The 26108-nt window shown below is 71.1% G+C and carries 22 protein-coding genes and 1 pseudogene; 12 read left to right on the forward strand and 11 right to left on the reverse strand.

All coding sequences use genetic code 11. The features are described 5' to 3' along the window. Positions 1–40: 40 nt before the first annotated feature. The gene (locus tag QBL25_RS40335; RefSeq protein WP_409061934.1) at positions 41–2647 is read right to left on the reverse strand and encodes a CHAT domain-containing protein; all 2607 of its coding nucleotides are present in this window, start codon (positions 2645–2647) and stop codon (positions 41–43) included. A gap of 293 nt (positions 2648–2940) precedes the next feature. Here QBL25_RS40335 and QBL25_RS40340 point away from each other — a divergent pair, with 293 nt between their 5' ends. Further along, positions 2941–4557 carry an amidase gene (locus tag QBL25_RS40340; RefSeq protein ID WP_409061935.1) on the forward strand — a complete coding sequence of 539 codons (1617 nt, stop codon included), beginning with the start codon at positions 2941–2943 and terminating at the stop codon, positions 4555–4557. A 56-nt stretch (positions 4558–4613) separates the two neighbouring features. Beyond that, positions 4614–5291, forward strand: coding sequence for a 2-phosphosulfolactate phosphatase (locus QBL25_RS40345; RefSeq protein ID WP_409061936.1), 678 nt, complete (start codon positions 4614–4616; stop codon positions 5289–5291). 5 nt (positions 5292–5296) lie between these two features. On the opposite strand, the gene QBL25_RS40350 is transcribed toward QBL25_RS40345, so the two are convergent. Both QBL25_RS40350 and QBL25_RS40355 read right to left on the reverse strand, forming a co-directional pair. Beyond that, positions 5297–6589, reverse strand: coding sequence for an MFS transporter (locus QBL25_RS40350; RefSeq protein WP_409061937.1), 1293 nt, complete (start codon positions 6587–6589; stop codon positions 5297–5299). A 102-nt stretch (positions 6590–6691) separates the two neighbouring features. Then, complete coding sequence (locus QBL25_RS40355) at positions 6692–8653, reverse strand: acyl-CoA dehydrogenase (protein WP_409061938.1); 1962 nt, start codon at positions 8651–8653, stop codon at positions 6692–6694. A gap of 150 nt (positions 8654–8803) precedes the next feature. On the opposite strand from QBL25_RS40355, the gene QBL25_RS40360 reads away from it, so the two are divergent. Continuing rightward, the gene (locus tag QBL25_RS40360; RefSeq protein ID WP_409061939.1) at positions 8804–9178 is read left to right on the forward strand and encodes a hypothetical protein; all 375 of its coding nucleotides are present in this window, start codon (positions 8804–8806) and stop codon (positions 9176–9178) included. A gap of 122 nt (positions 9179–9300) precedes the next feature. After that, the gene (locus QBL25_RS40365; protein WP_409061940.1) at positions 9301–9909 is read left to right on the forward strand and encodes an SUKH-4 family immunity protein; all 609 of its coding nucleotides are present in this window, start codon (positions 9301–9303) and stop codon (positions 9907–9909) included. Positions 9910–10005: 96 nt separating this feature from the next. On the opposite strand, the gene gdhA is transcribed toward QBL25_RS40365, so the two are convergent. Then, on the reverse strand, positions 10006–11364 hold the full coding sequence (gene gdhA, locus QBL25_RS40370) for an NADP-specific glutamate dehydrogenase (RefSeq protein WP_409061941.1): 1359 nt from the start codon (positions 11362–11364) through the stop codon (positions 10006–10008). 194 nt (positions 11365–11558) lie between these two features. Further along, positions 11559–12029, reverse strand: coding sequence for an STAS domain-containing protein (locus QBL25_RS40375; protein ID WP_409061942.1), 471 nt, complete (start codon positions 12027–12029; stop codon positions 11559–11561). A gap of 279 nt (positions 12030–12308) precedes the next feature. On the opposite strand from QBL25_RS40375, the gene QBL25_RS40380 reads away from it, so the two are divergent. From QBL25_RS40380 to QBL25_RS40390, 3 genes and pseudogenes are all read left to right on the forward strand, one after another. Then, positions 12309–13133, forward strand: coding sequence for a PP2C family protein-serine/threonine phosphatase (locus QBL25_RS40380; protein WP_409061943.1), 825 nt, complete (start codon positions 12309–12311; stop codon positions 13131–13133). A gap of 127 nt (positions 13134–13260) precedes the next feature. After that, positions 13261–14298 carry an MASE1 domain-containing protein gene (locus QBL25_RS40385; RefSeq protein ID WP_409061944.1) on the forward strand — a complete coding sequence of 346 codons (1038 nt, stop codon included), beginning with the start codon at positions 13261–13263 and terminating at the stop codon, positions 14296–14298. Positions 14299–14659: 361 nt separating this feature from the next. Then, a pseudogene (locus QBL25_RS40390) lies at positions 14660–14917 on the forward strand (NUDIX domain-containing protein); the annotation flags it as partial. 159 nt (positions 14918–15076) lie between these two features. On the opposite strand, the gene QBL25_RS40395 reads toward QBL25_RS40390, so the two are convergent. The 4 genes from QBL25_RS40395 to QBL25_RS40410 all read right to left on the reverse strand — a co-directional run bounded on the left by QBL25_RS40395 (position 15077) and on the right by QBL25_RS40410 (position 19227). Beyond that, positions 15077–15487, reverse strand: a complete 411-nt coding sequence (locus QBL25_RS40395; RefSeq protein WP_409061945.1) for a VOC family protein — start codon at positions 15485–15487, stop codon at positions 15077–15079. Between the two features lie 193 nt (positions 15488–15680). Then, positions 15681–16853 (reverse strand): serine hydrolase domain-containing protein, encoded by a 1173-nt coding sequence (locus tag QBL25_RS40400; protein ID WP_409061946.1) that lies wholly within the window; start codon positions 16851–16853, stop codon positions 15681–15683. Positions 16854–17004: 151 nt separating this feature from the next. Beyond that, entirely contained in the window at positions 17005–17640 is a 636-nt protein-coding gene (locus tag QBL25_RS40405; RefSeq protein ID WP_409061947.1) for a hypothetical protein, read from the reverse strand. A 117-nt stretch (positions 17641–17757) separates the two neighbouring features. Then, a complete protein-coding gene (locus QBL25_RS40410) occupies positions 17758–19227 on the reverse strand; it encodes an FG-GAP-like repeat-containing protein (RefSeq protein ID WP_409061948.1) in 1470 nt (489 codons plus the stop codon). A gap of 304 nt (positions 19228–19531) precedes the next feature. Between QBL25_RS40410 and QBL25_RS40415 the strand changes: the two genes are divergently transcribed. Beyond that, positions 19532–19699 (forward strand): hypothetical protein, encoded by a 168-nt coding sequence (locus QBL25_RS40415; protein WP_409061949.1) that lies wholly within the window; start codon positions 19532–19534, stop codon positions 19697–19699. 615 nt (positions 19700–20314) lie between these two features. Here QBL25_RS40415 and QBL25_RS40420 read toward each other — a convergent pair. Beyond that, on the reverse strand, positions 20315–21655 hold the full coding sequence (locus QBL25_RS40420) for a HEAT repeat domain-containing protein (RefSeq protein WP_409061950.1): 1341 nt from the start codon (positions 21653–21655) through the stop codon (positions 20315–20317). 203 nt (positions 21656–21858) lie between these two features. On the opposite strand from QBL25_RS40420, the gene QBL25_RS40425 reads away from it, so the two are divergent. From QBL25_RS40425 to QBL25_RS40440, 4 genes are all read left to right on the forward strand, one after another. Continuing rightward, positions 21859–22473 carry a class I SAM-dependent methyltransferase gene (locus tag QBL25_RS40425; protein WP_409061951.1) on the forward strand — a complete coding sequence of 205 codons (615 nt, stop codon included), beginning with the start codon at positions 21859–21861 and terminating at the stop codon, positions 22471–22473. Positions 22474–22533: 60 nt separating this feature from the next. Further along, on the forward strand, positions 22534–23082 hold the full coding sequence (locus QBL25_RS40430) for an EF-hand domain-containing protein (protein ID WP_409061952.1): 549 nt from the start codon (positions 22534–22536) through the stop codon (positions 23080–23082). A 151-nt stretch (positions 23083–23233) separates the two neighbouring features. Beyond that, positions 23234–24862, forward strand: coding sequence for a class I adenylate-forming enzyme family protein (locus tag QBL25_RS40435; RefSeq protein ID WP_409061953.1), 1629 nt, complete (start codon positions 23234–23236; stop codon positions 24860–24862). Positions 24863–25024: 162 nt separating this feature from the next. Beyond that, positions 25025–25603 (forward strand): DUF6328 family protein, encoded by a 579-nt coding sequence (locus tag QBL25_RS40440; protein ID WP_409061954.1) that lies wholly within the window; start codon positions 25025–25027, stop codon positions 25601–25603. 78 nt (positions 25604–25681) lie between these two features. On the opposite strand, the gene QBL25_RS40445 is transcribed toward QBL25_RS40440, so the two are convergent. Next, positions 25682–26050 carry a DUF6479 family protein gene (locus QBL25_RS40445; protein ID WP_409061955.1) on the reverse strand — a complete coding sequence of 123 codons (369 nt, stop codon included), beginning with the start codon at positions 26048–26050 and terminating at the stop codon, positions 25682–25684. Between the last annotated feature and the right edge of the window lie 58 nt (positions 26051–26108).

Below are 26108 nucleotides of genomic sequence, written 5' to 3' on the forward strand. Positions count from 1 at the left end.
CCGTCTTCCCCTCGCTCGATCCGCTGCGCACGGCTGCCGGTCATGGGATGCCCAGGTACGAGAACGCGGCCCAGTCCTCGATCTTGGCGCCCTGTCGGGCCAGTTCACGCTGGGCCCGTGTCACGGCCCGCCGGCCGGAGGGCGTGCCGCTCGACGCCAGGGACCGGTGGACGAGCCCGGTGAACCGCTCCGCGGCCAGCTCCTGTCCGGCCGTGCCGGCGGTGGTCACCGCCCAGCGGCTGGCGATGACCCCGCGGGCGCCCATGCGCAGCAGCCCGCCGGTGAGGCCGGTGCAGTCGCTGGTCAGTCCGTACGACGTAAGCCCCGATTCGCAGGCTGCCAAGGTGACCACCGGCGCCTGGGCGAAGGAGCGGCCCAGCAGGTCCCCGGCCGTGATGCGCCGGGCGTCCTGGCTGCGGTCCTCGGTCAGGTACAGCGCGGACTCCAGCGGCTGCAGCGGGTCGTAGGAACCGTGGCAGGCGAAGTGGATGACGTCGTAGGCACCGGCCAGGGCGTCGAGGACGGTCTTCTTGTTCTGTTCGGCACCGTCCAGGACATCGAGCCGGCCGCCCCAGACGTCCGCCATGCGCGCCACCTCGCCGCGTGCGCCGGGAAGTCCCTCACCGCCATGCACCACCGCCAGTGCCCGCGTGGCGCCGGGGCGGGCGGGTTGCGCGAGGTGGCGGGCCTGGAGGGCGGAGCCGAGCTGGAGCGAGGGGAGATAGAACACCTCGAACTCGTTCCCGAGCAGATCGTCGCCCGGCGTGGGCACGGCCTCGTAGGGGAGATGGCTGAACAGTCCCGGGGCGCTGATGGCCAGACCGTGCGCGCCCCACGCGTGCAGTTCGGGCAGCAGGTGGTCGAAGATGGCCGTCCGGGCCAGGGCACAGGCGGCCGCCAGGCGCCGCTCGCGAAACGGACCGCTCTCCAGGTTGATCCCACGGGTCATGTCGAGAATCCGCTGTGCCTCCACGGGCCACTGAAGGCCCCGCACATCCCAGCGGTCCGTACCGTCCGGGAATGCCAGGACGGCCGTCAACTGGCCCTCCCCGCCGGACAGCGCGCAGTACGCCGTCGACTGCGGCCATCCGGCGCGGAACAGGTCGGACAGCGCTTGTGCGGTGGGCTCCTGCTCGCCCGTGGCGTCTCGGTCGCGCCGTGCTGCGCCGCTGCCCGCTCCGCCGCGGAACAGACGGCCGAGCTCCGATTCGATCCGCCGCATCGCCGTGCGTTCGCCCTCGTGGCCGAAGCGCACCGTCGCCGCGCGAACCGTCTCGACCGCGGCCAGGGCAGCGCGCGGGCGGCCGGACTTCACCTCCATCCGGGCCAGGATGTCGAAGGTGTGCCCGTACTGCCGGCCGAGCTGTCCCAAGGTCGTCTCGTCGTCCGCCCGGGTCAGGGCTTCCTCGGCGGTCGTGGCGGCACGCTGCTGGAACTCCAACGCGCCGGGCAGGTCGCCCGTGCCTTCGCGGTACTCCGCGACCCTCGTCAAGAGGGAGTTCTGCTCCCACAGCGGCAGGTTCTCCAGCTCCGGAAGGCTGGCCGACAGGTCGTCAAGGACCTGCCCGGGCGGCGCCTTGGCCCCGGCCCTGGCCCGCAGGACGGCCTCGGCGCGGGAACGCTGTGCAGCGCTCCGCATGTCCGGGGGCAGGGCAGGCTCGTGGACGACCTGGTCCAGCAGGCCGATCGCTTCGGTCAGGACGGATGACGACACCTCTCCGGCTTTGAGGAGATCGGCCAGGACATGCCGCACCCGGGCGATCTGCAGACGCAGTGCCTGCGCCAATTCCGCGTCCGCGCCCGCCTGGAGCGACTCGTAGCAGGCGATGGCCTGGTGGGCGGCGCGCTTGCCGATGTCGCGGTAGTACTCCGGACCGCCGTAGAAGTGCAGTTCGGGCTGCCGGCGGGCCAGCAGGCTGTAGGCGGCCATGGACACGTTGTGCAGGAGCAGACCTCGCTCGAAGGGTGCGGCAGGGGCTTCCCTGATGTCGTGCAGGACTCCTACGGCGGCCGTTCCCGCCGTCAGTTCGCCCGTCTGCCGGTAGTACTCGCGCAGCAGGAGGCCGAAGAGATTCGTCAGCTTCCACACCCGTGTCGGGTCGTGGTCGCCCCAGGCCTGTAGCCGGTCCAGGAAGAGGGCGGCAGGGATCAGATACTGGTCGGGGTTGGGCAGCCAGCCCGTCGACTGCAGCTGTTCGTAGACGAGTTGGACGTCGGCATCCGTGTCGTGGCCCCACTCATGGCCGGTGGTCGCCTCGGAGCCGGGCGGGGTGAGTTCGTGAAAGCGGTGCGGGAACGGCCGGCGCAGCCAGGTGGAGAGGGCGATGTACTGACGTGAGTGGCAGCGCGGGCACAAGATGACGTCGAAGCCGGAGGAGCGCACGTCCCATTGCTTGCCGCAATCGTGGCACAGCGCCTCTTGGACCACTTGGTGCAGCACCACGGCCAGGTTCCCGCCGCATCGCGAGGGACAGGGCGTGCCGACGTAGGTGGCCGGAGTGCGCAGGCTCAACGCCTGGTTCAGGCGGTACTCGCCGCGGCAGCCGGTGCAGGCGTAGTACACCTGGGCGTCGTAGGACAGATACGGGAAGACGTCCTCGCCGCGGTACTCGGCCGGGAGTTGACTTCGGTAGTGCTCCTCTCGCACAGAGCCTCCCCGGAACGAAGCGGAGCGCGGCGGGAGATCCCGCCCCTGGAACGAAGCGCCAGGCTATGCGCGGAATGACCGCTTCGGCAGGCCCGCGAGCACCGGAACTGACATAGGGGGAACGCCTGTTCTCGCCTCGTGGCGGCAGCGGCGGCAGCGGCGGCAGCGGCGGCAGCGGCGGCAGGGACGGCAGGGACGGCAGTGGTGGCAGATGGCCTGCTTTACGGGCAACGTCCGGCGAGGACCGGCCATGCTCTTGCGCCGGATGCTGACTGTGTAGTCCGCTGACTCCTATGGGGAAGAAGAGCATGGCCGCCATGACCGCCGCCCTGGTCGCGGGGTCACTTCTGACGGGCGTCACGGATGCCGGAGCACAGCCAGGCGGACGGGAAGACGGCAAGGCGTCGCCGTCGCACGGTTCACCGCGGGCCCTGGGTGTCGACCTGGACACCGTGACGATTCCGGAGCTCCAGGTGCGCATGGAGAAGGGTTCGCTGACCTCCTCGCAGCTGACCCGGGCCTATCTGCGGCGCATCAAGGACGTCGATCCCACGATCCATGCGGTCCTGCGGACGAGCCCGACGGCCCTGCGCCAGGCGGCCGCGAGTGACATCAGGCACCGCCGCGGCACGGCCCGGGGCCCCCTGGACGGCATCCCCGTCCTGCTCAAGGACAACGTGGACACCCGCGACATGCCGACGACGGCCGGGTCCCTCGCGCTCGCCGGGAGCCCGCCCCGCACCGATGCCGCGCTGGTGACCCGGCTGCGGAAGGCGGGAGCGGTGATCCTCGGCAAGACCAACCTGTCCGAATGGGCCAACTTCCGTGGCGCGAAGCCCACCTCCGGGTGGTCGGCGGTCGGCGGACAGACCCACAACCCCTACGTCCTGGACCGGAACCCGTGCGGCTCGTCGGCCGGCTCCGGCGCCGCGCTCGCCGCGTCGCTCGCCCAGGTGGCGATCGGCACCGAGACCGACGGATCCATCGTGTGCCCGGCCGGCATGAACGGCGTCGTCGGCCACAAGCCCAGCCTCGGCCTGGTCAGCCAGTCCGGGGTGGTGCCGATCTCCGCCGAGCAGGACACGGCGGGCCCCATGGCCCGCAACGTGATCGACACCGCGCTCACCCTGTCGGTGCTGAGCGAACGCAAGCAGGAGCGGACTCGCGGCGCTGCCGCCGGCGGTCTTGCCCGGGCGGCCGACCAGGGGAGCACCAGCCTGCGCGGCAAGCGCATCGGCCTGTGGCGCCTGCCCTCGCTCGGACCCGACGTCGACGCGGTCATGACCCGTACGGCCAAGAAGCTGCGCACGGCCGGAGCGGTGGTCGTCGAGGTGACGCCCCCCTACCAGGCGCGGCTCGCCGAACTGGAATTCCCGGCGCTGCTCAGCGAGTTCCACCGGGACATCGACGCCTACCTCGGTACGCGCCAAGGCCCCCGCGATCTCGCCGCGTTGATCGAGTTCAACCGCACCCATCCCGAGGAGCAGAGCTGCTTCGCCGGCCAGGAGCTGTTCGAGCAGGCTCTGGCCGCTCCGCCCACGACCGACCCCGAGTACCGGGCGATGCGCGCCGAACTGAAGGACCTCTCCCGGCGGTCCATCGACGAGACCATGGCCTCCCACCGTCTGGACGCCATCGCCGCCCCCACGAACCCGCCCGCCTGGACCACCGACTGCGCACGCGGCGACAACGACGTCATCCCCTCCTCCACACCCGCGGCCGTCGCCGGCTATCCGTCCCTCTCGGTGCCCGCCGGATCGGTGGGCGAACTGCCCGTCGGCTTGCTCCTGATGGCCGGTGACCATCAGGACGGCGACCTCCTGTCGCTGGGCGCGGGGGTGGAGGACCGCCTGCGGGCCTGGCGGGCACCGCGCTACCTGCCGACGCTCGGGTCCGGCGCCCCGCGGTAGACGGCGCGAGCGGAACACGCCGGCCGCTCGGGCCGGACATGCGCGATCATGGACGGATGAAGCCTCGTTTTCTCGGTATCGGTGAGCTGGCCCAAGTCCCCTCCGTGGCGGTCGTGATCGACGTGATGCGTGCCTATACGGTGGCGGCCTGGGCCTTCGCCCAAGGGGCGGAAAAGATCGTTCTCGCCGCGTCGCTGGACGAGGCCCTGGCGCTCAAGGCGCGCAACCCGGGCTGGGCGGCCCTCAAGGACGGTCCGCCCGCGCCCGGGTTCGACGCGGTCAACTCACCGGGCCTGTTGCGGTCCACCGACCTCGGCGGACGCACGGTCGTCCAGAAGACCACGGCCGGGACGGTCGGCGCCTTGGCGGTCAAGGAGGCGTCGCTGGTGCTGTGCGCCGGCTTCGTGGTGGCCGAGGCGACGGCCCGGCTCTTGCGGATACGTGCGTGCGACGACGTCACGTTCGTGGTCACCGGCGAGGACGGCCGCGCCGAGGAGGACCTGGCGTGCGCCCAGTACATCGCGCGCAGGGTCACCGATGCCGAGACCGACCCGGGCGAGTTCCTGCACCGTGCCGCCGCCTCGGGCGCCGCCGCCGAGCTGGCGAACGGGGTGCGCCAAGGAGCCCATCCCGACGACGTGGCGCTCTGCCTCGAGCTCGACCGGTTCCCCTTCGCCATGGTGGCGAGCCTGGAGGACTCGCTCATGGTGCTGCGGCCCTACCCCGCGCCCTGACCGGGCTACGCGCGCGCCGGGTCGGCCTGGGCGCCGGGGTCCGTCGTGGACGTCTTGGGCCCGGGACGGGTCCGCGCACCCCAGCGTTCCAGCGGGGGGCCCACAGCGCCCACCGCCGCGAAGAACACGCCCAGGAGCAGCCAGCCCGTCGTGCCAAGCCCCAGCACGACCGTGGTCAGAATGGCCGGGGCCAGGGCCTGGCCCGCGCTGAATCCGAGGCCGAGCAGCCCTTGGTACTGCCCCTGGGCGTGGTCGGGTGCGAGGCCGAAGCCGAGGGCGAATCCCGCCGAGGACTCCCAGATCTCTCCGAGGCTGTGGACGCAGATCGCCGCGATCACGAGACCGGCCGCCCCCCAGACGGGCACGTGTGCGGACAGCGCCATCAGCGGACAACTGATCAGGAACAGAAGGCCCGCGGTACGAAACGCCCGGCCGCCGTCGCGCAGGGTCTGGATGCGGGAGCCGATTCTGGTCTGGAGCAGCACACATACGGCGGCGTTCAGCGCGGACACCGCGGCCACGGTCCAGCGCGGGGCGTCCGTGTGCTGCGAGATCCAGATCGGCAGCAGCAGGGAGACCACCGGGTATTGCAGACCCATGGCGCCGAACAGGGCGGTGAAAGCCACGAAGGGACGGTCGGTGAGTGCGATCCAGCGGCGGCGCCGAGCCGGGGAGGAGGACGGGGGAGGTGGTGCCAAGGGTTTGTAGCTGGGCAGCAGGAACAGCAGCAGGGCGCAGAGCGCGAAACTGGCCGCGTTTCCGATGATCAGGACCACGTAGGCGGTGCGTGTGCCGGCCGCCACGGCACATCCGGCGCCGACCGTGCCCAGGACGACGCCCAGGTTGACGTAGGTGCGCAACGTGGCCCGGAAGAGGGCGGGTTGATCGGGTCCGACCCGTACGACGAGGGCTCCCCAGGCCGCGCCTCCGGCGGACGCGGCCAGCTGGTCGACGGTGGCGATGGCCGCGAGAGCGGACCAGCTCTCGACGAGGACGAGTGCGGACATGGCCGCTGCCTGCACGCCGAGAGCCACCATCATGACCGTGCGGGGGCCCCGGCGGTCGGCGAGGTGTCCGCCGGGGATCCCGGCGAGCAAACCGATCAGTCCGGCGCAGGTGAGCGCGATGCCCACCTGCGCTGCCGGGAGACCCACGACGAAGGTGAAGTACAGCGCCGATGCCGTGTTGAAGAGGCCGTTGCCGACGCGGTTCACGAAGCTGGCCAGGATCAGCACGCGTTCGGACCGGTTGTCGCCCGCCATGCGGGACACGCGCCCCGCTGATCTCCCCTTGATCATGGAGGGCACGCTAGCAAGAGGGCTGAGCGGGCTGAGCGGGCTGAGGGGGCTGAGGGGGCCAGGAGGCCCGGGCGGGGCCGGGTCCCGCCCGGGCTTGTGCGGTCACCCCAGCAGATCAGGTGAGCGCAGCATCTGCGGCGGGATGCCCCAGGCGTCGACGAGGTCCGTCGCGAGCGGCCGGACCTTGCGGCACAGGTCGTTGACCTCGCGGCGGATCGCCTTGGAGCGCTGGGTCGTCAGCCGGCCGTGCTCCATGAACCAGGCGCGGTCCGCCTCGATCGTGGAGAGGGCGAAGAGGTCGCACAGCAGCCCCAGCGCGACCTTGTTGTCGCCCTCGGGCAGCAGACGCACCTTGTCCACGAACGCTTCGAGCACCAGCCGCTCGACGTGCGCGTGGGCCACCGCGATGACGTGGTCCTGCACCTGGGAGAAGACCACGCCGGGGTGGGTGTCGTGGGCCATGCCCCGCTTGAGGCGGCGGGCCACGCCGGCGAGCATGTGCTCCTCACGGAAGCGGAGCATGGCCAGCTGGTACTCCGAATCGAACAGGCCTGCTTCCTGGTCCCATTCGTCGCCTCCGGGCAGCAGGTCCCGCACCCGTTCGAGCAGTTTGTGGGCGGAGGTCTTCTCGATGACCGTCTCGACGGCCAGGTTCGTCACGTACCGGACCATGCCGAGCTGGTCGAGGTTCTCGAACTCGCTCGCGTAGTGGGTGAGCAGGCCCTTCGCCACGAGTTGGAGCAGCACGTGGTTGTCGCCCTCGAACGTGGCGAAGACGTCGCTGTCGGCCTTCAGGGCGGCGAACCGGTTGACGGCCAGATATCCGGCGCCGCCGCAGGCCTCGCGGCACTCCTGGATCGTGCGCGTGGCGTGCCAGGTGCCCAGCGCCTTGGTGCCCGCGGCCCGCGCCTCCAGCTCACGGCGTGCGAGTTCGTCGTCGTTGATGCCGGAGAAGACCTCGTGCAGCTGTGTGCGGACGACGTCCTGGGCGAAGTGCAGCGCGTAGGTGCGCGCCACGAGGGGCAGCAGGCGGCGCTGGTGCATGCCGTAGTCGAGCAGCACCTGCTCCTCGGTGTCCGAGGCCGCCTGGAACTGGCGCCGGCGTACGGCGTACTTGGTGGCGATCGCCAGGGCGACCTTGCTCGCGTTGATGGCGCCGCCGCCCACGCTGACCCGCCCTTGCACCAGCGTGCCGAGCATGGTGAAGAAGCGGCGGTCGGGGTTGTCGATCGGGCTCCGGTAGACGCCCTCGGGCGTCACGTCGGCGAACTTGTTGAGCAGCGCCTCGCGCGGCACCCGTACGCCGTCGAACCAGATCCGGCCGTTGTCGACGCCGTTGAGACCCATCTTGCGGCCGTCGTCCTCGATCCGGACGTGGGGGGCCACCTCGCCGTCGACGCGGACCGGTACGACGAAGGCGTGCACGCCCTGGTGTTCTCCGTCGACCTCCAGCTGCGCGAAGACCACCGCGAGCTCGGCGTGGCGGGCCGCGTTGCCGATGTAGTCCTTGCGTGCCTGGTCCCCCTCGGTGGTGATGACGAACTCTTGACGCGCGGCGTCGTAGCGGGCGACGGTGCCCAGGGCCTGGACGTTGGAGCCGTGTCCGGTCTCGGTCATCGCGAAGCAGCCCATCAGCTCCCCGGTGATCAGACGCGGCAGGTAGGCCTCGTGATGGCGTTCCGTGCCGAGCTGCAAGATCGCGCCACCGAAGAGACCGAACTGCACGCCGACCTTCACCAGCACCGACAGATCACCGAAGGCGAGGGTCTCGAACGCGGCGATCGACGCGCCGACGTCACCGCCCCCGCCGTACTCCTTGGGAAAGCCCATGCCGGTCTGGCCGGTGGCCGCCATCTCGACGACGAGCTCCCGCACGCGCTCGCGGAACTCGTCGAAGCCGAGCTGCTCCGCGTCGTCCAGGACGCCCGCATGCGTCGTCAGGTTGGTGCGGACCAGCTTGCGGACCTCGGCGTATTCGCCGTCGAGCAGCTCGGCGAGGGCCTGGACGTCGATGGTGGGCTGCACATATCCGCTCGGGGGAGTGGTGGCGCTGTCGGTGACCATGTCGCCCTGCTACCCGCCCCGACGATGATCAAATCGGTCGCTTGGTCCATCCAGCGGTGAGCCGCGGCACAGGGGCCGTGCCCCACCGGGAACCCGTGTCATCCGTCCAAAACGTCCCGGTACGCAGCGACCGGCGGGCAGGATGGGCGCATGACGAAGCTGTCCGTACGGTCGGTTGGTGCCGCCTCCTCTGGATCGGTGCTGTCGTTGTGGTCCCAGGATTCCGTCCTGTCGATCGGTTCGGTCGGGTCGGTGCTGTCCGTGGGATCCGTGGGGTCGGCCTTGTCGGTCGGCTCGATCGGCAGTGCCCTGTCGGCCGGCTCGATCGGCTCCGCCCTGTCCCTGATCTCGACCGGGTCGTGGCTGAGCACCGGATCGTTGTTCTCCGCGCAGTCGCGGTGGTCGGTGCTGTCCTGGCGTGCGTCGGGCGGCTTCCTGGCCGTGGGAGCGGCCGGGGCAGCGACCGGCGGTGTGCTGCTGCTGGCGTACTCGCTGCACAAGGCGGCCCCGCGGGCAGGCGGCTAGGCGGGCCCGGGGCAGGCCCCCGCGAGGGCGGGGTGCCCGGGCGGCCTCGACGCCTATCCTGAGGGCGGCACATCGCACAGTCCCAGGGCGCCCGTGCCGGCGCCGAGTTCGGAGTCCCGGCAGTGCTTTTCGACGTCACCCGCAGGCAACTCGTGGATGTCTTCGGCGCGGAGCGGCTCACGACGCTGCCCGCCGGAGCCTTCCCGCCCTCCGCGGCGGGCAGCGAGGGAGCCCGCCTCCTCCAGACCGTCGGCGCGCCCACCGGGACGCTCTACTTGCGGGAGCCCGACGAGTCCGACGGGCGGCTGCCCGTGGTCCAAGACGTGGTCGACGTGGAGGACTTCGAGCACGCCCCGAAGGCCGCCGGCGCGTGGCCCGTCGTCGGGTGGCTGCTCAACGCCCACCTTGCCCTCGACCCCGTGTCCGGCGCGGTGTACGCCTTCGACGCCGACGAGGAGAGCGTGCACGCACTCCACGCGGACGTCTCCTCCCTCGTCCAGGTCACCGTCCGGTTGCAGCGCGTGCTGGAGGAGTTCACGTTCCACGGCGGCGCGGCCGACGAGGAGGCCGAGTTCGAGCGGCTGGAGCGTGAGGTCGAGCGCATCCGCCAGGAGACGAGCGGCATCGACCCGCTCCCTTTCTGGGACGAGGAGAGCGTCTGGGCGATGGTCGCCGACGAGATCGCCGCGGGCCAGCGCTTCGTGGGCGACGGCCCGGGAGCGGGCCGCTGAGGCGACGGGTGCGGCTGGGGCGACGCGTATGGCTGGGGCGACGAGCAGGGCGCCGCGCGCCGGGCCCCGCTCGTCGTCCCCTGGCAGGGGTGTGGCTCAGATGACGCCCTGGGCCAGCATCGCGTCCGCCACTCGCTCGAATCCGGCGATGTTCGCGCCCGTCACGTAGTCGCCGGGGGCGCCGTAGCGCTCGGCGGTCTCGTGGCAGGTGGTGTGGATGTCGTTCATGATGCGCGTCAGTTCTTCCTCGACGCGGGCCGCCGACCACGACGTACGCGCGTGGTTCTGGGCCATCTCCAGGGCGCTGACCGCGACGCCGCCCGCATTGGCCGCCTTGCCGGGGCCGAAGGCGATGCCCGCCTGCTGGAACAGGTCCACCGCTTCGGGGGTCGTCGGCATGTTGGCGCCTTCCGAGACCACCTTCACGCCGTTGCCGATCAGGGCGATGGCGTCGTCCTGGTTCAGTTCGTTCTGCGTGGCCGACGGCAGCGCGATGTCGGCGGGGACCTCCCACACCCGCCCGCCCGGCACGAAGCGGGCCGATGCGCCCCGGCGCTCGGCGTACGTGTCGACCCGTCCGCGCTCGACCTCCTTGACCTGCTTGAGGAGGTCGACGTCGATGCCCTTTTCGTCGACGACGTAGCCGGAGGAGTCCGAGCAGGTCACGGCGTTGGCGCCGAGGGCGGCCAGCTTCTCGATGGTGTAGATGGCGACGTTGCCGGAGCCGGAGACGACCGCCGTACGGCCCTCCAGGTCCTCGCCGCGCTGGCGCAGCATCGCCGCCGCGAACAGGACGTTGCCGTATCCGGTGGCCTCCGGTCGGATCAGCGAGCCGCCCCAGCCCTGGCCCTTGCCCGTGAGGACGCCGGCCTCCCAGCGGTTGGTGATGCGCCGGTACTGGCCGAACAGGTAGCCGATCTCCCGGCCGCCGACACCGATGTCGCCCGCGGGGACGTCCGTGTGCTCGCCGATGTGCCGGTGCAGCTCGGTCATGAACGCCTGGCAGAACCGCATGACCTCCGCGTCGCTGCGGCCGTGGGGCTGGAAGTCGCTGCCGCCCTTGCCGCCGCCGATGCCGAGACCGGTCAGCGCGTTCTTGAAGATCTGTTCGAAGCCCAGGAACTTGATGACGCCGAGGTTCACCGACGGATGGAAGCGCAGCCCGCCCTTGTAGGGGCCGAGCGCGCTGTTGAACTCCACGCGGAATCCGCGGTTGACGTGCACGCGACCCCGGTCGTCCTGCCACGGCACGCGGAAGAGGATCTGCCGCTCCGGCTCGCACAGCCGCTCGATCAGTCCGGGCTCGGCGTACTCGGGGCGGGCGGCGATGACCGGCGTCAGCGTGTCCAGCACCTCGTGCACGGCCTGGAGGAACTCCGGCTGGGCCGGGTTGCGGTGCTCGATCTCGGTGAGCAGCTGCGCGAGCGTGGTCTTCGTCTCGGATCGCGTGGTCAAGGGAGCCCTTTCTGGCACGGCTGACACCGGGGATCCGGTACGGGCGCGGGGCACTCCGGAACGGTCCGGTCGGGGCGCTCGGCGCCGTTGCCGTGCGCGGGACACATAAGTGTTACGCGCATGTAAACATACCGACCAGTACTTGAGTCCAGGGTGCGACCACTATGCGAGACCGTACTCCAGGGGCCGTGCGCCTACGCCGGTTTGCGCTCTTCCGGGGCCTGCGGCCCACCGGCCCCGGGGTCCGCGGCCGTCCCCGTGTGAGCGGGATCATGAGGGAGTCCGGCCGGGTCGCGGGCGTCGAGAAGCGTGCGCAGTTTCCCCAGGCCCTTCTCGCGGGTGTCGGCCAGGGGCAGAAAGTCGATGACGCCGGTGAGTTCGAGCAGGCGTCGGACGGCGGAGTGGAGGGGGCCCGACAGCATGAAGGGGCGCTGTGCCTGATCGTGGTCGTTGCGCGCCTGCAGGATCAGGCCGAGCAGGGTGCTGTCCGCGAAGGTGAGCGTGGACAGGTCGAGCAAGGTGGCGTCGGTGTCGCCGTGGATGCGGACACGGTGGAAGGCTTCGGAGACCGCGTTCGCGTCCTGAAGGTCGATCTCGTGGCGCAGCGTGACGACGGCGATCCCGTCGTGCGGGTGGAGGTCGACACTGTTGTCGTGGGGAAACATTTTATGACCCTGTCATACCTTCCCCGGAGCGCGCAGGGACACCCCCCTTTCCCGACGGCGTGAAGCAGGCGAAATGGTGGCGCACCGGCGCATCCGGCGCCGAGATCACACGGAAACGCGCCGGAGAGGCGCGGATTCCGTGGCCAAGGCGCGACAGGGTGCGGTCGACACCATCTCCGGGCACAGTTGATCCGAGGTGGTGCCCCTGGTGCTGGTGGCTCACGTGACGGAAGACGGCTGAACTGACGCGAGGTCCTCTCGCGGAACCCGGGGCGCGCAATGTTCCGTACGCAGGTGACCGACGGCGGTGACGAGCTGCTGGCCAGGCTCGGCGCCCTGACGGCCCGCGCCCGGGAACTCTCGGAGATGCAGCGTTCCCGGGTCGAGCTGGCGGTGGCTCTGCAGCGCGGCATGCTCCCGCACGACCTCCCGCAGCCCCCGGGCGTCCGGCTGGCCGTGGGCTACATGCCCGCCAACCACGGGCTCAACGTCGGCGGCGACTGGTACGACGCCTTCACCTTGCCCGACGGCCGCATCGGCCTGTCCATCGGAGACGTGCAGGGGCACAACATCCAGGCCGCCGCGTTCATGGGGCAGGTCCGGGTGGCGCTGCGGGCGCTGGCCTCCGTCTCGGGCGACCCGGGCGAACTGCTCGCCCGTACCAACGACCTCCTGGTCTCGCTGGGCGCCGACCTCTTCGCGACCTGTACGTTCCTCCGCCTCGACCCGGTCACCGGCGTCCTGGAGTGTGCCCGGGCCGGGCACATCCCCCACATCTGGGCCACGGCCGACGGCCGGTCCGGGGTCGACGAAGGGGAGTGCGGCCCTCCGCTCGGCGTGCTCGAGGGCGCCGAATACCCGGTGGTGTGCCACCGGCTGACCACGGACGGCGTCGTCGTGCTGCTGACCGACGGAGTGGTGGAGGGCCCGTCGCTCAGCCTCGACGAGGGCCTGCGCCGCGTGATGCGCCTCGCCGAGATCACCACCGCGGCGGGACTGGGCATCAACGCGCTCGCCGGCGGGGTGATGCGACTGGCGGACACCGTGGGGCACGAGGACGATGCCGCAGTCCTGGTCGTCGGCCACGACGGCGGCGCCTCCTAGGCCTGTAGGCCCGTAGGGAGGATTCCTCCAGACCCCACTCCCGCAGCACCTGACGACGGCGGAGCGCGTCGTGCGCCGGACACGGACAGGGGCCTCCGCATGGCCGAAGTGGTCCGTGCGGTGTCTGATGGCTGCTGTGGTGGAGACTCGTCGGTTCCCGCTGTCGGTGGAGGCGGTCCTCAAGACCCTGGCCGTGGCCGCCTGCTACTACGTGGCCGGGCGTCTGGGCCTGCTCGGCCGCCTCACCGTCGAGGGCGTGATCGTCACCCCCATCTGGCCGCCCACCGGCCTCGCCGTCGCCGCCCTGCTCATCTACGGTCTGTCGGTCTGGCCCGGGATCGCCATCGGCTCCTTACTCGTCATCGCCTCCCTCACCACCCCCCAGCTGACCACGCTGATCACCGTGGCGGGCAACACCCTCGCCCCGGTCTGCGCCTATCTCATGCTGCGCAGGGCCGGATTCCGGCTCGGGATCTCACGCGTGCGCGACGGCCTCGCCCTGGTCTTCCTCGGCGGGCTCGGCGCCATGCTGATCAGTGCCACGTCGGGCGTGGGGCTTCAGGTGCTGACCGGCGCCCTGCAGAGCGAGGAATTCTGGTCCGTGTGGCTGGCCTGGTGGGTGGGCGATGCGATGGGCGTTCTGCTCATCACCCCTCTCCTGCTCGTCCTGGTGGGGGCCACCGGGCCGCTGCGGCTCCGACGCTGGAAGGAGATGCTGTTCCTGGCCCTTGCGACCGCGGTCGTCGTACCGGTGGCCGTGCTCGGCCATCTGAGCCTGCTCTTCCTCGTCTTCCCGCTGCTCATCTGGGTGGCCCTGCGCTTTCAGCTGGCCGGGAGCATGCTGTGCGCGCTGTTCGCCTCCATGCTGACCACCTTCGAGGCGAACACGCAGGACGGAGCCTTCCTGAACCTGTCGGCGATCGAGGTGATGACCAAACTCCAGGCGTTCAACGGCGCCACCGCGCTGACGGCGCTCTTGCTGTCCGCCGTGGTCGCCGAACAGCGCGCCACCCGGCAATCGGTGCAGAACGCCTGCGAGGAGCTGGGCGAGGTCCTGGAACACCTCGCCGCGGGGGAGACCCCACCTGAGCTGTCCCCCCGGCATGCCGCCGCCCTCCCTCCCGACGACCCGGCGACGGTGACGGACGCCGGCCGGGACCCCTAGGCGATCGCCGGGCCGGACGCCGTGCGCACGAGCCAGTACTCGCAGCGCCCCGCGTCACGTGTCGCCGGTCACCGCGATCCAGCGGCCACCAGCCGCGCGGGTCGGCGGCGCGCACCAGGCCGGGGGAGCCGGCCGGCTCGGCGCCGAGGATCCGCCGCACGAAGGCGGCGCTGCCCCGGAGGCTCGACGCTGCGGCAACTGGCTCTGGCCGTGCCCCTTGATGTTCTCAGCAGGCGTCTTTGGCATCGTAAGTGTCATGGGTGAGCTGGTGGATCAGGTGGACGACCAGGACCGGATGCTGGGGATCGTCGACCGGGGTGAGGCGATCAGCGGCGGGTTGCTGCACCGGGTGGCGACCATCATGTGCCGTGATCCGGAGGGTCGGATCCTGGTGCACCGCAGACCGGGGAACGTGGCGCGGTTCCCCGGTCAGTACAACTGGCTGCTCGGCGGAGCGGTGGACGCCGGTGAAACCTACGAGGATGCGGCCGCACGGGAGCTGGCGGAAGAACTCGGGGTGGTGGCGCCCGTCCGATTCGTCTTCAAGTTCCTCTGCCGCGGGGCGATCAGCCCGTACTGGCTCGGTGTGCACGAAGCCGTCATCGAGGAAGCCGTGGCCCCGGATCCGTCGGAGATCGCCTGGCACGCATGGCTGCCCGAACCGGCCTTAAGGGAGGTTCTCTACCAGTGGCCCTTCGTGCCGGATTGCAAGGAAGCCTTCACGCGGTACACCGCCCTGTCCGAGCAGCCGTCCAGGGAAGATGGCCGTTCGGTGCGGTCACTTGGCGATTTCCCAGATGTGGCCGCCGGGGTCGCGGAACGAGGCGGTGCGGATGCCCCAGGGGCGGTCCGTCGGCCCGTTGAGGAGTGTGACGCCGCGTGCGGCCAGCATCGCGCAGGTCGCGTCCACGTCCGCCACGGCGAGCGTGAACACCAGGCGGGATCCTGCCTCGCGTGCCGCGACGGAGGCGGGCTCGATCAGTTCGGGCCCTGCTGTGCTGTCGAGGAGATTGATCAGGGTGTCGCCGAAGCGGAACACCGCTGAGTTGTCGTTCTCCCAGTCCAGAGGGAGGCCGAAGACGTGCTGGTAAAACTCTTTGGTCGCGGCCAGGTCCTCGGTGAAGAGGGTGATGGCCTTGATGCCGTCGATGCCGCCCGGCCAGGAACGCTCGCTCACGCTGTCGGTCATGGGCCAGGATCTTTGCCCGTCGTGCGGCCCTGTGTACAGGGTCGTGCGGCAGCGGACCGGCCTTCCGGCCCTGGAGCCCGCTGGGCGGCATCTCCCGAAACTCCCTCGACGGCCCCTCCGGCCACGGCAGCGCGGGCACCGCCTTTCACCGTGTCGCGGCCGAGCACGGCGCCAGGGCAGGCCCGTACCCTGCCTACCGCTTGCGCAACAGCGCGCAGACCAGGTTCTCCTCCACGGTCCGCAGCCGCTCCAGCAGCTTCGGCTTGTTCTTCTTGTTGATCTGGGTGGTGAGGGAGACGGTCAGCGACCGCTTGCCGTCCGGGGTGGCCGCGATCAGCTGCGTGTAGCCGGGGAAGTTCCCGGTGTGGCCGTAGACCACACCGCAGCGCGTGGCGTAGCGGAAGATGGCCAGGCCCGCCTTGTTCGCGCCGGGGCCCGCGGGTTCGGACGCGCCGTTCACCCACTCCCGCTGCTGATCACGGGTGCGGTCGGAGACCAGCTTTCCACCGGCGTAGCCGCGGATGAACGCCGTCATGTCCTTGGGTGTCGAGATGATCCCGCCCGACGCCCACACACCCGACGCGCTCAGCACCTCGCTGACGTCCTCGCGCGGCTGCGGCGGGGTGACGTCGTAGCCGTGCATGTAGGGCCGGGGCATGCGATAGCCCTGCGGCAGGCTGGTGTCGCGCAGGCCCAACGGCTGGTACACGAGTTCGGCGAGCAGGTCTTCGTACCGGCTGCCCGTCACCGCTTCGGCCATCAGCGCCACGGCGATGTTGTCCGAGTTGGAGTAGGCGTACCGGGACCCAGGCCGGAACTCCAGCGGCTCACCGGCCACGAAGTCCAGCAGGCGGCGGGAGTCGAAGTGACGGCGCGGGTCCTCGGTCACCAGACGCAGGAACTCCGGGTCCGTGCTGAAGTCCGGAAGCCCGCTGGTGTGGTTCAGGAGCTGTCGCAACGTCACGCGATGCCAGGCGCGCGGCAGCTGGGGGAGCACCTTGCCGAGGGTGTCGTCCAGATGCAGCTTCCCGCAGTCGACGAGCCCGAGGGCGACCGCGCCACTGTACGCCTTGGCCGTACTGGCGATGCGCATGTGGTCGGTGGCCTTGACCGGACGGTCCGAGCCGGTCTTGGCGACGCCGGCCCGGTAGACCTCGGTGCGCGCTCCGTGCTTGAGGACGGCGATCACTCCGGGCGGTCCGCCGGGTGCGGTGGTCAGTTCCCGCAACTGCCGCCGCAGGGAGCGGTCGTCGTCGGCGGGGGCGCTTGCGGCGCGGGCCGGGGCGTGCACCAGCCCGGTGAGGCAGGCGGCGGCCAGCAGAGCGACAAGGGGCAGGCGGCCTTGCGGGGAGCTCGGTACCAGCACGAGAGGACTCCTGAACGTGAGCGCGGTGGGACGCCCAGCGTCACCTGCCGTCCGGTAAGTCGCGCGCGGATCTGCTCCATCCAGCCGATACGGGAACGCGGGCCTCGCCGGGGGCCCGCGCCGGCCCCTGCCGCGTTCGGCCCGGCCGAGGTCACCCCTTGGACTCCGCAGGCCTGAACGGTCCGTTCACGGGAGCCACGCACGCATCGACGACCGTGCGTTCGCCGGCCGCTGAGCCCTGCTCGCAGAGGCGTCCGCCCTTGTCCCGCAGATCGAGGAAGAACCGTACGGTCGCTCCGGTCCGCTTGAGGTCGTGGATGCGGTCGTCGATGTAGCCGAGGTCGTTCAGGATCGTCCTGACCTTGGCGGGGGTGGGGTCCTTCAGGTTCCAGAGCGCCTGGGCGATGCGTTCTTCGTGGCGGGCACTGGCGCACCAGTCGCGGGCGTTCAGTTCCACTTCCGGTCCGCTCGTGGGGGTGACGGGCTCGACATCGGCTTCCACCGCACCCGGCGGCGTCTTCGCCGGTTCGCTCGGCGGTGCCTTGGGCGGGGCGCTGGGCGGGCACGACTGGGCGACACGGTCCAGCATCTTCGTGAAGGCCGCGTCGGCCGCGTCGCTCTTGTCTCCGACGGTGACCGCGGACTTGTGGTGCTCCTTGTCGGCGTCGGCCTTCTCGGCTCCGCAAGCGCCGAGCGCCAGGACCGCGGCGGCGGTCGTCGCGAGCGTGAGCCGCGGGCCTCGCGCGAAGCGGGTGAACGGGCCGGTGGAGTCAGGGGTTCGTCTCATGCGCACAGTCTTCGATCAAGCGGCCCGCCGGACGTGAGTACGCGTACTCACGTCCGGCGGGGTCAGTTGCTCAACCTGCGACGACGCCGCTCGGCGCCGACGTACGCACCTTGGCGCTCAGCGGCTGTGCAGCGGCTTGCCGTACTTCTGGGCGGTGGTCAGGTACGGGAGGTCGAGCGTGCGCGGCGAGAAGGCCGCCGAGCCGCCGGCCGTGCCGTCGGGCAGGAGCCATGCGGCGCCCAGCGAGGCGTTCTCGCCGGGGGAGCCGGCCGTGACGTCCGGGACGGCGCCGGTGTTGTAGCGGCCCGTGGCGACCGCCGCGCCGAAGGCGTCGCCCGCCTCGGCGACGCCCGGGACCCCGGCCGTGTCCTGGTTCCAGGTGACGGACGTGGCGGCGCCGTCGGCGTCGAGCAGACCCTGAGCCCCGCCGCGCAGCAGCCAGGCGGCGCCCGCCCCCTTCTCGCTGCCGATGGCCTCGCCGGGAGCACCCGCGACCAGGTCGTCGCGGCCGTCGCGGTCGACGTCGGTGACGGCCAGGGCCGCGCCGAACCGGTCGCCGTCCTCGGCGACGCCCGGGACGCCGGCCGTGTCCTGGTTGACGGTCTGGGCACGGCTGCCGAACGGGCCGCCCGTGGCGCTCGCGTAGTGGACGTGGACGGCACCTCCCTCGGCGAGGTTCTCCGGGCCGCACGGGTCGTCGATGTTCTCGTCGGCGATCTCGCGGCATTCGCCGAGCGCCAGGTCGTCGCGCCCGTCGCCGTTGAAGTCGCCGGCGGCCAGGGCACTCACGCCGGCGTTGTCCGTGTTCCAGAAGTTGGCCATCTCGGACCGGTCGGCGTCCCACTTCCACAGACGCACATGGGACTGGGTGTTGGGGGTGCCGGCGGTCCAGTACGCCACGGCGAGATCCGGGGTGCCGTCGGTGTCGAAGTCGCCGGTGGCCAGGACGGGGGCGCGGCCGCCCATGGGGGCCGTGAGCACCGTGGTGATCATGCTGTCCTCGCCCTGGATGACCCGAGCGACGACCTTGTCCGTGCCGCCGACCACGATCGCCTTGTTGTCGCCGCCGTTCAGGTGGGCCGCCGTGACCGACTTGCCGTACGCGGCTGACGGCGACGGCCCGGTGAGGACCGTCGACCCCGATCCCGGGCCGCCCCGCGCGCCGCCCACGGCGATCACCATGCCCGCGTCCGTGCCGCGGTCGGTGACGTCCTCACCGGGGGCGCCGGCGAGGAGCTCCGCGATGCCGTCGCCGTTGAGGTCCCCCAGCTCCACGGACGCACCGAAGCGGTCGCCCGCCTCCGGGGTGCCGGGAACCTCGGGAGTGGCCTGGGTGACCCGGATGCTTCCGTGGGCGCCCACGCCCTTCGGGCCGCCCCAGACGACGTTCACGTAACCGGCCTTGGCCTGATCGCTGACGGTGCCGTCCGGGACGCCGACGGCGAGGTCGGCGTACCCGTCGCCGTTGAAGTCACTCGTGGCGGGGAGCGGTGCGGCGGCGGTGGCGCCGGCAGGGGCGACGATTCCGGCGGTGGCCGCAGCGGCGGCCGCGATGGCGCAGGTCAGGATGCGGCGACTGTGTGACACGGAGGCTCCGGCTCGGTCGACGGGGTCAGACGGGGTAAGGGGCCAGCGGTTGTGACTGGCTATCTGTTGTGACTGTCGAAGGGGGGAGCTGGTTGTACGGGGTTCACCACATGTTGGTGTCTGGTTTGCCGGTGGGCCTCGGTGTCGGGGAGACAGGTCGACCACCCCGTCGGCCACCCCATGGGACACCCGTAGGGCACTCAGCAGGACACCCGGTAGGACACCCGGTAGGACAAAGGACATGCCCCGCGTGTGCGCGGGCGATGGACGGGATCGGGTGCGGCCTGTCGGCTACTGTGCGGACGTGACCACTGCACAGATCATTTACCTTGCCGACGACGCCGAGAGCGACACCAGCGGCGTGATGGCCCTGGACCAGAACTCGGGCGTCGTCGCCTGGGGGCCCAGCCGCGACGAGGCGGCGGCCCGTATCCGGCAGAACCTGACCGAGCAGACACAGCGCGCCAGTTGAGGGATGCGGCGCCAAGGGACGCAAGGGGCGTGAAGGCAGGGCGCGAATCCACCCCGCGCGTTTCAGGCCGGTAATGCGAGGCACCCGATGCTATGGAACGACCGCCGTCGGTGTCGGTCCGCGGTGGCCGTCCGGGCGCGAGGAGGCGGGCCACATCCCCGCCTCCTCGCGCGTCGCCCTCAGCGGCCGATGGAGACGCGGGAGAGCCCACCAATCGACGCGCGGAGGACGGGTTGCTGAGGCCAGACCGTGCAGAAAGGCCCCAGCGGGTCACAGGGAAGCGCACCCGGACACGGCTCGCGAGGCGAGCCGACCCCGATGACTGCTTCTATCCCGATATCACCGCCCCGCGAGGCCGAGGCTAGACGGGATTCCCCGTCCGCGAAACAGCGCGCGAGCCGATTGCTCCCATTGCGGGCGGCAGGCCGTAACCGGCGGGACAGAGGGTGATGAGCCGGGCGGTTGAGGTGGCTCGCACGGGTGTCACTGATGATGCTCACGGGGCCTGCGATCGCGGCCGGGCACCACGACGATCCGGCAGGCCTGCCCGGTTCGTCAGGTCTGCCCGGCCCGTCAGGCCCGTCAGGCCTGCCCGGTCTGGCTGCTCGTGCGGTGTCACCAGGCGGCGGACAGCCGATGGTCGTGCTCTGAGAAGGCGTCGAGCGGTCCGACCCTCTCGTACGCCTCCGCGGCCCGCGGGTCGCCGCGGCGGGCGAGCGCCCAGGCGGCCTCCAAGCGCAGATCCGGGTCCGTCTCGTCCAGGAGCGCGAGAAAGGCGTCCAGGGTGGGGCCTGTCCGGTCGTCGGAACAGGCGAGGGATTGGGCGGCGTGGCGCCGCACCCACAGGGAGTCGTCGCATACCAGCACCAGCAGGGCGTCCCGGAACGCCGGCGCGAGGTGCTTGTCCGGAGTGAACCGCGGGGCGAACACCTGGGCGACGGAGGCCCGGACCTCGGGCTCGGGATCGTGCACCAGGCCGAGCAGCGCCGAGATGGCCGCCTCGCTGCGGGCGGTCCGCTCCTGGCTCACGCAGAACACGGCCTCGCTGCGTACGCGCGGGTCCCAATGGTGCGTGTACCGCAGGCCGATGGCCTCCTGGTCCGGGTGGTTCCTGCCGGAGAAGACGTCCAGGACGGCGGCCAAGACCTGCCCGTCGGATTCGTCGCGGGCCCAGGACGCCAGAAAGTCGACGTCGTGGACGGCGGCCGGCGCGAGGCCGATGTCGGCATGGAAGCAGCGGTGCCCCATGACCTGCGCGAGGAAGCGGCGGTGGAGGGGATCGGGGTGCCGGCGCAGCGCGGTGAGCGCGGACCACACGAGAGGACCGCGGCGCGCCCCCAGGTAGTAGGCGGCGGCGAACCAGTTGCTGTCGTCGACCCGCGCGTGCGGCACCGCGCGTGCCATGACGTCGGCGAAGGGCGCCAGGACGCCGAACTCCCACTCGAGATGGGTGAGGATGGCCCCGTGGCCGTCTCGCACGGTGTGCCCGCCGAGGGAGATCTCGTCGAGCGTGTCACCGCGGTGACCCTCGTCGATGCGGTGTACGACGACCGAGCCGAGGGCCCCGGTCCGGCGGCGCAGTTCGTCCGCCACGCCGGTCTCGTGCCAGTGCCGGGCCAGGTCGAGCAACCGCTGCCGGAAGGACGCGGACAGGCGCAGGCGGGGGGCGTTCCCGAGGACCACGTCGACCAGCGCGGGGGAGCCGGCGTCGACCGCCCGCAGCAAAGGGGTGCTGCCGTCCGCCAGCACGCGATCCTGGTCGGCGCCCCCGTCGACCAGGACCTCGGCGGTGAGGGGGTCCATGCGGGCCACGGCAATGCAGAGCAGCGGCAGGCCGTCGGGGCCCGGGCTGTCCGGTGCCGCGCCCTGTTCCAGACAGATCCGCGCCGTGTCGGCGTCCCCGGCGGTGACGGCACGGACCAGCCGGTCGGCCAGGTCCAGCGACCGCGTGGTCAATGCTCCCCCTGATGGTGTGCGCGAACTGATGGTGTGCTCGAAGAAAGCTCCGAAGCGAGCAACTCACCCGAAGCAGCCCGACGCTACCGCGCCTGACCGGCCGTGATGAAGCACTCGGCCGGTCGCGGCAGGACGACGGCAGCGCCTCGTGTCCCTTTTCTTCCTCCGATTGTTCCTCGTGCGCCTCACCTACCCTGTTGTGCATGAGTCGTTGGGAAGAGCTGACCGGTGGGACATCCGGAGAGGACTATGCCGCCCGGTTCGCGGCCCTGGCCGACACCGGCAAGGACATGCACGGTGAAGCGCAGTTGTGCGCCGCGCTGGTGCCCGCCGGGGCGCGGGTGCTGGATGCCGGGTGCGGTACCGGACGGGTCATGATCCGGCTGGCGGAGCTCGGATACGACTGTGTCGGCGTCGACCGGGATGCTTCCATGCTGGATGTGGCGCGCCGGCAGGCGCCGGACCTGCCCTGGGTGCAGGAGGATCTGGCCACGCTCGATCCGGCGGCGCTTCCCGGTGCCGCGGATTTCGACCTCGTGGTCGCCGCCGGCAACATCTTTCCGCTTCTCGCGGCGGGCACGGAGGCCGCGGTGGTGGGCCGCCTGGCCGCGGCGCTGCGCCCGGGCGGCCTGCTGGTCGCCGGATTCGGCCTGGACAGAGCTCACCTGCCGGTCGCACCCACCATCACCCTGTCCGAGTACGACGCCTGCTGCGCCACGGCCGGCCTCACTCTCGTCGACCGCTTCGCGACCTGGGACGCCCACCCCTACGAGGGCGGGGGCTACGCGGTGAGCGTGCACCGGTCGGCTCGCGGCTGAAGCCGACGGCGACCGGGAATCGACCTGGCCGAACCGTCGGCGCGGTCCTACTTTGCGCCTATGGATGAGCTGCGAAAGCGCAAGTACGAGCGGTGGTTCGGCGCGGCGGACGTCGACGGCGACGGTGCGATAACGCGGCACGACGTCGTCGTCATGAGCGAACGCTATGTCCGGGCCAGGGGTATCGCCCCGGACTCCCCGCAGGCACAGCAGATGTACGACACCATGCACGAGTTCTGGGACGCCGTGATCGCCCCCGTCGACGCCGACAAGAACGACAGGGTGAGCGCGGCGGAGCTGACCCAGGCGTTCGACGCCACCTTCACCGATCGCGCGCGCTACACCGAGGAGCTCGCGCCGGTCGCCGACCGCTTCTTCGACCTGGCCGACAGCGACGGCGACGGGGCGATCAGCCTCATCGAGTTCACCCACATCTTCGGAAGCACGGGGCGAGCCGCCGATGAGGAATGCGCCGAGGTGTTCCGCGCGCTCGACCTCGACGCCTCCGGAGCCCTGTCGCGCAGCGAGTACCACAAGGCCGCATCGGAGTTCTTCTACGGCGACGATCCCCACGCACCGGCCAACCACATCTTCGGCCGTCTCGCGTAGGGGCAGCGGTGCCCGCTCGCACGGTGCGGCGGCCGGCGCGCCGTGACATCGGATCGTTCCGTGCCGGCCGGGGCATGTTACTCCGTCAGTTCGTGACCGAAAGAGCCCCCTCTGGGGTCGTGCTGTCCGCTCGGCATGTTTGCATATGTTCATGATCATCAACGCGCAGAGGGTCGACCGGCCGCAGACGTACGTGGACCGCATCCTGGAGCACTGGAACACCCACGAGGACACCGAGGCGCTCGTCCAGGGCGACCAGCGGCTGACCCGGGGTGACGCCCGGCGGCGGTTGTTCCGGCTGGGGCAGGCACTGCGCGGCCAAGGGCTTGAACCCGGCGACGGAGTGGGGCTGTTCCTGGCCAATCGCGTGGACTCCGTGCTGGTGCAACTCGCGGTCCACCTCATCGGCTGCCGCGTCGTGTTCCTGCCACCCGAGCCAGGCCCCGGCGAACTGGCCGCGCTGGTCGAGCAGTCCCGGGCCCGCGTGGTCATCACCGACCCGCTCTTCGCCCGCCGGGCCGCCGACGCGACCGCCCGCAGCGTGCACGCCCCCGAACTGCTCAGCCTGGGACCGTGCGAGCAGCGGTGCCCGGACCTGCTGGCCCTGGAGGACCTCTGTCCGGCGCGGCGCCCCGACACCGTCCCCGCTCCCGCGGCGGACGAGGCGGTCACCGTCCTGTACACCGGCGGCACCCTCGGCCGCCCCAAGCTCGCCGCACACAGCCACCGGCTCTACGACGCCCTGGTGGGCCTGGTGACCGCCGACCCGCAGGACTCCGGCCCCACCGTCTTCCCGACCGTGAACCCGGGCACGGAGCGGGTGCTCGCCGCCACCCTGCTCACCCACGGCAGCGGCCATCTCACCTCGGTGCAGGCCCTGGTGACCGGATCCACCCTCGTCGTGCTGCCCGAGTTCGAGGCGAGCCGGGCGCTGGCGGTGCTGCGCGAGGAGCGGATCACCGCCACCATGCTCGTGCCGCCGATGCTGTACGCGCTGCTCGACCACCCGGAGTGCGTACCGGGCGCCCTGCCCGCCCTGGGCCGCGTCGTCGTCGGCGGCGCGGCGACCTCACCCAGCCGGTTGCAGCAGGCGGTCGAGGTCTTCGGGCCGGTGCTCAGTCAGGGTTATGGCCAGTCGGAAGCGCTGGGAATCGCCGCGTTCGGCGCGGAGGACCTCGCCGCGCAGGGAGCCCTGCGGCCCGAGCTGTGGCGCAGCTGTGGTCGGGCGATGTCCGACGTCGCGCTCGAGATACGCGGCGAGGACAGCGAGGCGGCACTGCCCGCCCGGACGGTCGGCGAGGTGTGCGTCCGCGGCGAGACCGTGATGCTCGGTTACTTCGAGGATCCGCAGCGCACCGCGCAGGCGCTGCACGACGGCTGGCTGCGCACCGGCGACATGGGCTATCTGGACACCGAGGGATACCTCTACCTCGTGGACCGGGCCAAGGACATCATCGTCACCGGCAGCACCAGCGACAACGTCTACTCCCGGGTCCTGGAGGACTTCCTGCTCACGCTGCCCGGTGTGCGCAACGCGGCCGCGCTCGGCGTGCCGGACGAGGAGTTCGGGGAGGCCGTGCAGATCTTCCTGGCCACGGCCGAGGGCACGGACGTCGACCCGGACGAGATCGGCGCGGCGGTGACCGCCGAGTTGGGGGAGCTGTACACGCCCCGCAAGACGGTGCTCCTCGACCGGCTGCCGACGACGAAGGTCGGCAAGGTGGACAAGAAGGCGCTGCGCAGCGCGTGGACGGGCGCGGCCCTGGAGACCGCGCGCTAGGTGCCGCATGCGATGCGCCGTGGCAGTGACCAGGGCAGGCGCCTGTGAAACAAGCGGGCGGAGGTTCTTCACGCGTCCGCGTTTCGCCGACCCCGGGCATGCGCGGGCCCGCATGAATGGGCCGGCAAGGGGCATTCGGTTTCTCTGAAACAGGAGGAAATCATGTCCATGACGGAGCAGCCGGCCAAGTTCGTCGACGTCGAGGAATCCGCGACATGTCGCGGGTGCCAGGACTCCGATGGTCCAGAGCGAGACGTCGAACCGCCGGAGTACGCACGTCAACGGGTCAACCGACGCTGGAACGAGATTCTTCAGGAGACCCGGGTCGCCCAGACCGGGGTGCAGATCCTCTTCGGATTCCTTCTCAGCGTGGCCTTCACCCCTCTGTTCCGGGAATTGGACACGTTCGACCGGGTCATTTACGTGGTCACCGTCATCCTCGGCGCCTCCGCGACCGGTTCGCTGATAGCGCCCGTCTCCATCCACCGTTTTCTCTCCGGCCTGCGCATGAAGGACGAAGTGGTCGAGGCCGCGGGCCGGCTGATGATTTTCGGCATGGTCCTGCTGGCGCTGACCATCGGCTGCACGCTCCTGCTGATCCTGCGCCTGGTGGTTCCCGGCGCGTTGGCCGAGGTGTTGGTCGGTGCGGTCATGCTCTGGTTCGGGTTCTGCTGGTACGTGCTGCCCATGCGGCTGCGCCGCCGTGCCGCCGCCCGCCGTACCGGCGAGAGCGATGCCTGAGCGCCACCACAGTTCCCCCTGGAGCAGGGCTTTCCGGGGCAGGGGCGGCGTGCCCGGCATCGGCTGAGCCCGGTCGGCTCAGCCCGGGCCGCCGCTGCCGAAGCTGCCGCCGCCGGGCCTGCGGTGGTCCTCCGGGTCCTGCGAAGGGCTGGGGTGCGTGCTGGGGGTGCCATAGCCGCCGTCGAGTTCGTGCGGTGTGAGCCGACCGCCGTCGCGGGGGACCTCGTTCGGCTCCCGGAACTCCTGGACCTCCCGGACGGGTCCGCCCTCGGGCATCTTCGGCTGCTCCTCCGGGCGCGGCGGAGCGGGCTCACGCGCGCGCATGCGACGCCCCCACGCAAAGGCGGCCAGCAGGACGCCGACCACGACCAGGCCGACGATCCACATGAGCAGTGCCGTGCCGGACGAGGCGGCGAATTCCCAGTGCGTAGATTCCGTGGATTCCATACAAGTGGTGTACCCGACCCGCACCACTCATACCAGCCGACTCAAATGCGGCCGGGGC

It is taken from the genome of Streptomyces sp. SYP-A7185 (genome assembly GCF_046103685.1).
Lineage (GTDB): Bacteria > Actinomycetota > Actinomycetes > Streptomycetales > Streptomycetaceae > Streptomyces.

Coding starts and splice junctions, on each gene's coding strand:
- QBL25_RS40340 (WP_409061935.1), top strand. CDS start 2,941: ATGGGGAAGAAGAGCATGGCCGCCATGACCGCCGCCCTGGTCGCGGGG.
- QBL25_RS40345 (WP_409061936.1), top strand. CDS start 4,614: ATGAAGCCTCGTTTTCTCGGTATCGGTGAGCTGGCCCAAGTCCCCTCC.
- QBL25_RS40350 (WP_409061937.1), bottom strand. CDS start 6,589: ATGATCAAGGGGAGATCAGCGGGGCGCGTGTCCCGCATGGCGGGCGAC.
- QBL25_RS40355 (WP_409061938.1), bottom strand. CDS start 8,653: ATGGTCACCGACAGCGCCACCACTCCCCCGAGCGGATATGTGCAGCCC.
- QBL25_RS40360 (WP_409061939.1), top strand. CDS start 8,804: ATGACGAAGCTGTCCGTACGGTCGGTTGGTGCCGCCTCCTCTGGATCG.
- QBL25_RS40375 (WP_409061942.1), bottom strand. CDS start 12,029: ATGTTTCCCCACGACAACAGTGTCGACCTCCACCCGCACGACGGGATC.
- QBL25_RS40380 (WP_409061943.1), top strand. CDS start 12,309: ATGTTCCGTACGCAGGTGACCGACGGCGGTGACGAGCTGCTGGCCAGG.
- QBL25_RS40385 (WP_409061944.1), top strand. CDS start 13,261: ATGGCTGCTGTGGTGGAGACTCGTCGGTTCCCGCTGTCGGTGGAGGCG.
- QBL25_RS40395 (WP_409061945.1), bottom strand. CDS start 15,487: ATGACCGACAGCGTGAGCGAGCGTTCCTGGCCGGGCGGCATCGACGGC.
- QBL25_RS40405 (WP_409061947.1), bottom strand. CDS start 17,640: ATGAGACGAACCCCTGACTCCACCGGCCCGTTCACCCGCTTCGCGCGA.
- QBL25_RS40425 (WP_409061951.1), top strand. CDS start 21,859: ATGAGTCGTTGGGAAGAGCTGACCGGTGGGACATCCGGAGAGGACTAT.
- QBL25_RS40430 (WP_409061952.1), top strand. CDS start 22,534: ATGGATGAGCTGCGAAAGCGCAAGTACGAGCGGTGGTTCGGCGCGGCG.
- QBL25_RS40435 (WP_409061953.1), top strand. CDS start 23,234: ATGATCATCAACGCGCAGAGGGTCGACCGGCCGCAGACGTACGTGGAC.
- QBL25_RS40440 (WP_409061954.1), top strand. CDS start 25,025: ATGTCCATGACGGAGCAGCCGGCCAAGTTCGTCGACGTCGAGGAATCC.
- QBL25_RS40445 (WP_409061955.1), bottom strand. CDS start 26,050: ATGGAATCCACGGAATCTACGCACTGGGAATTCGCCGCCTCGTCCGGC.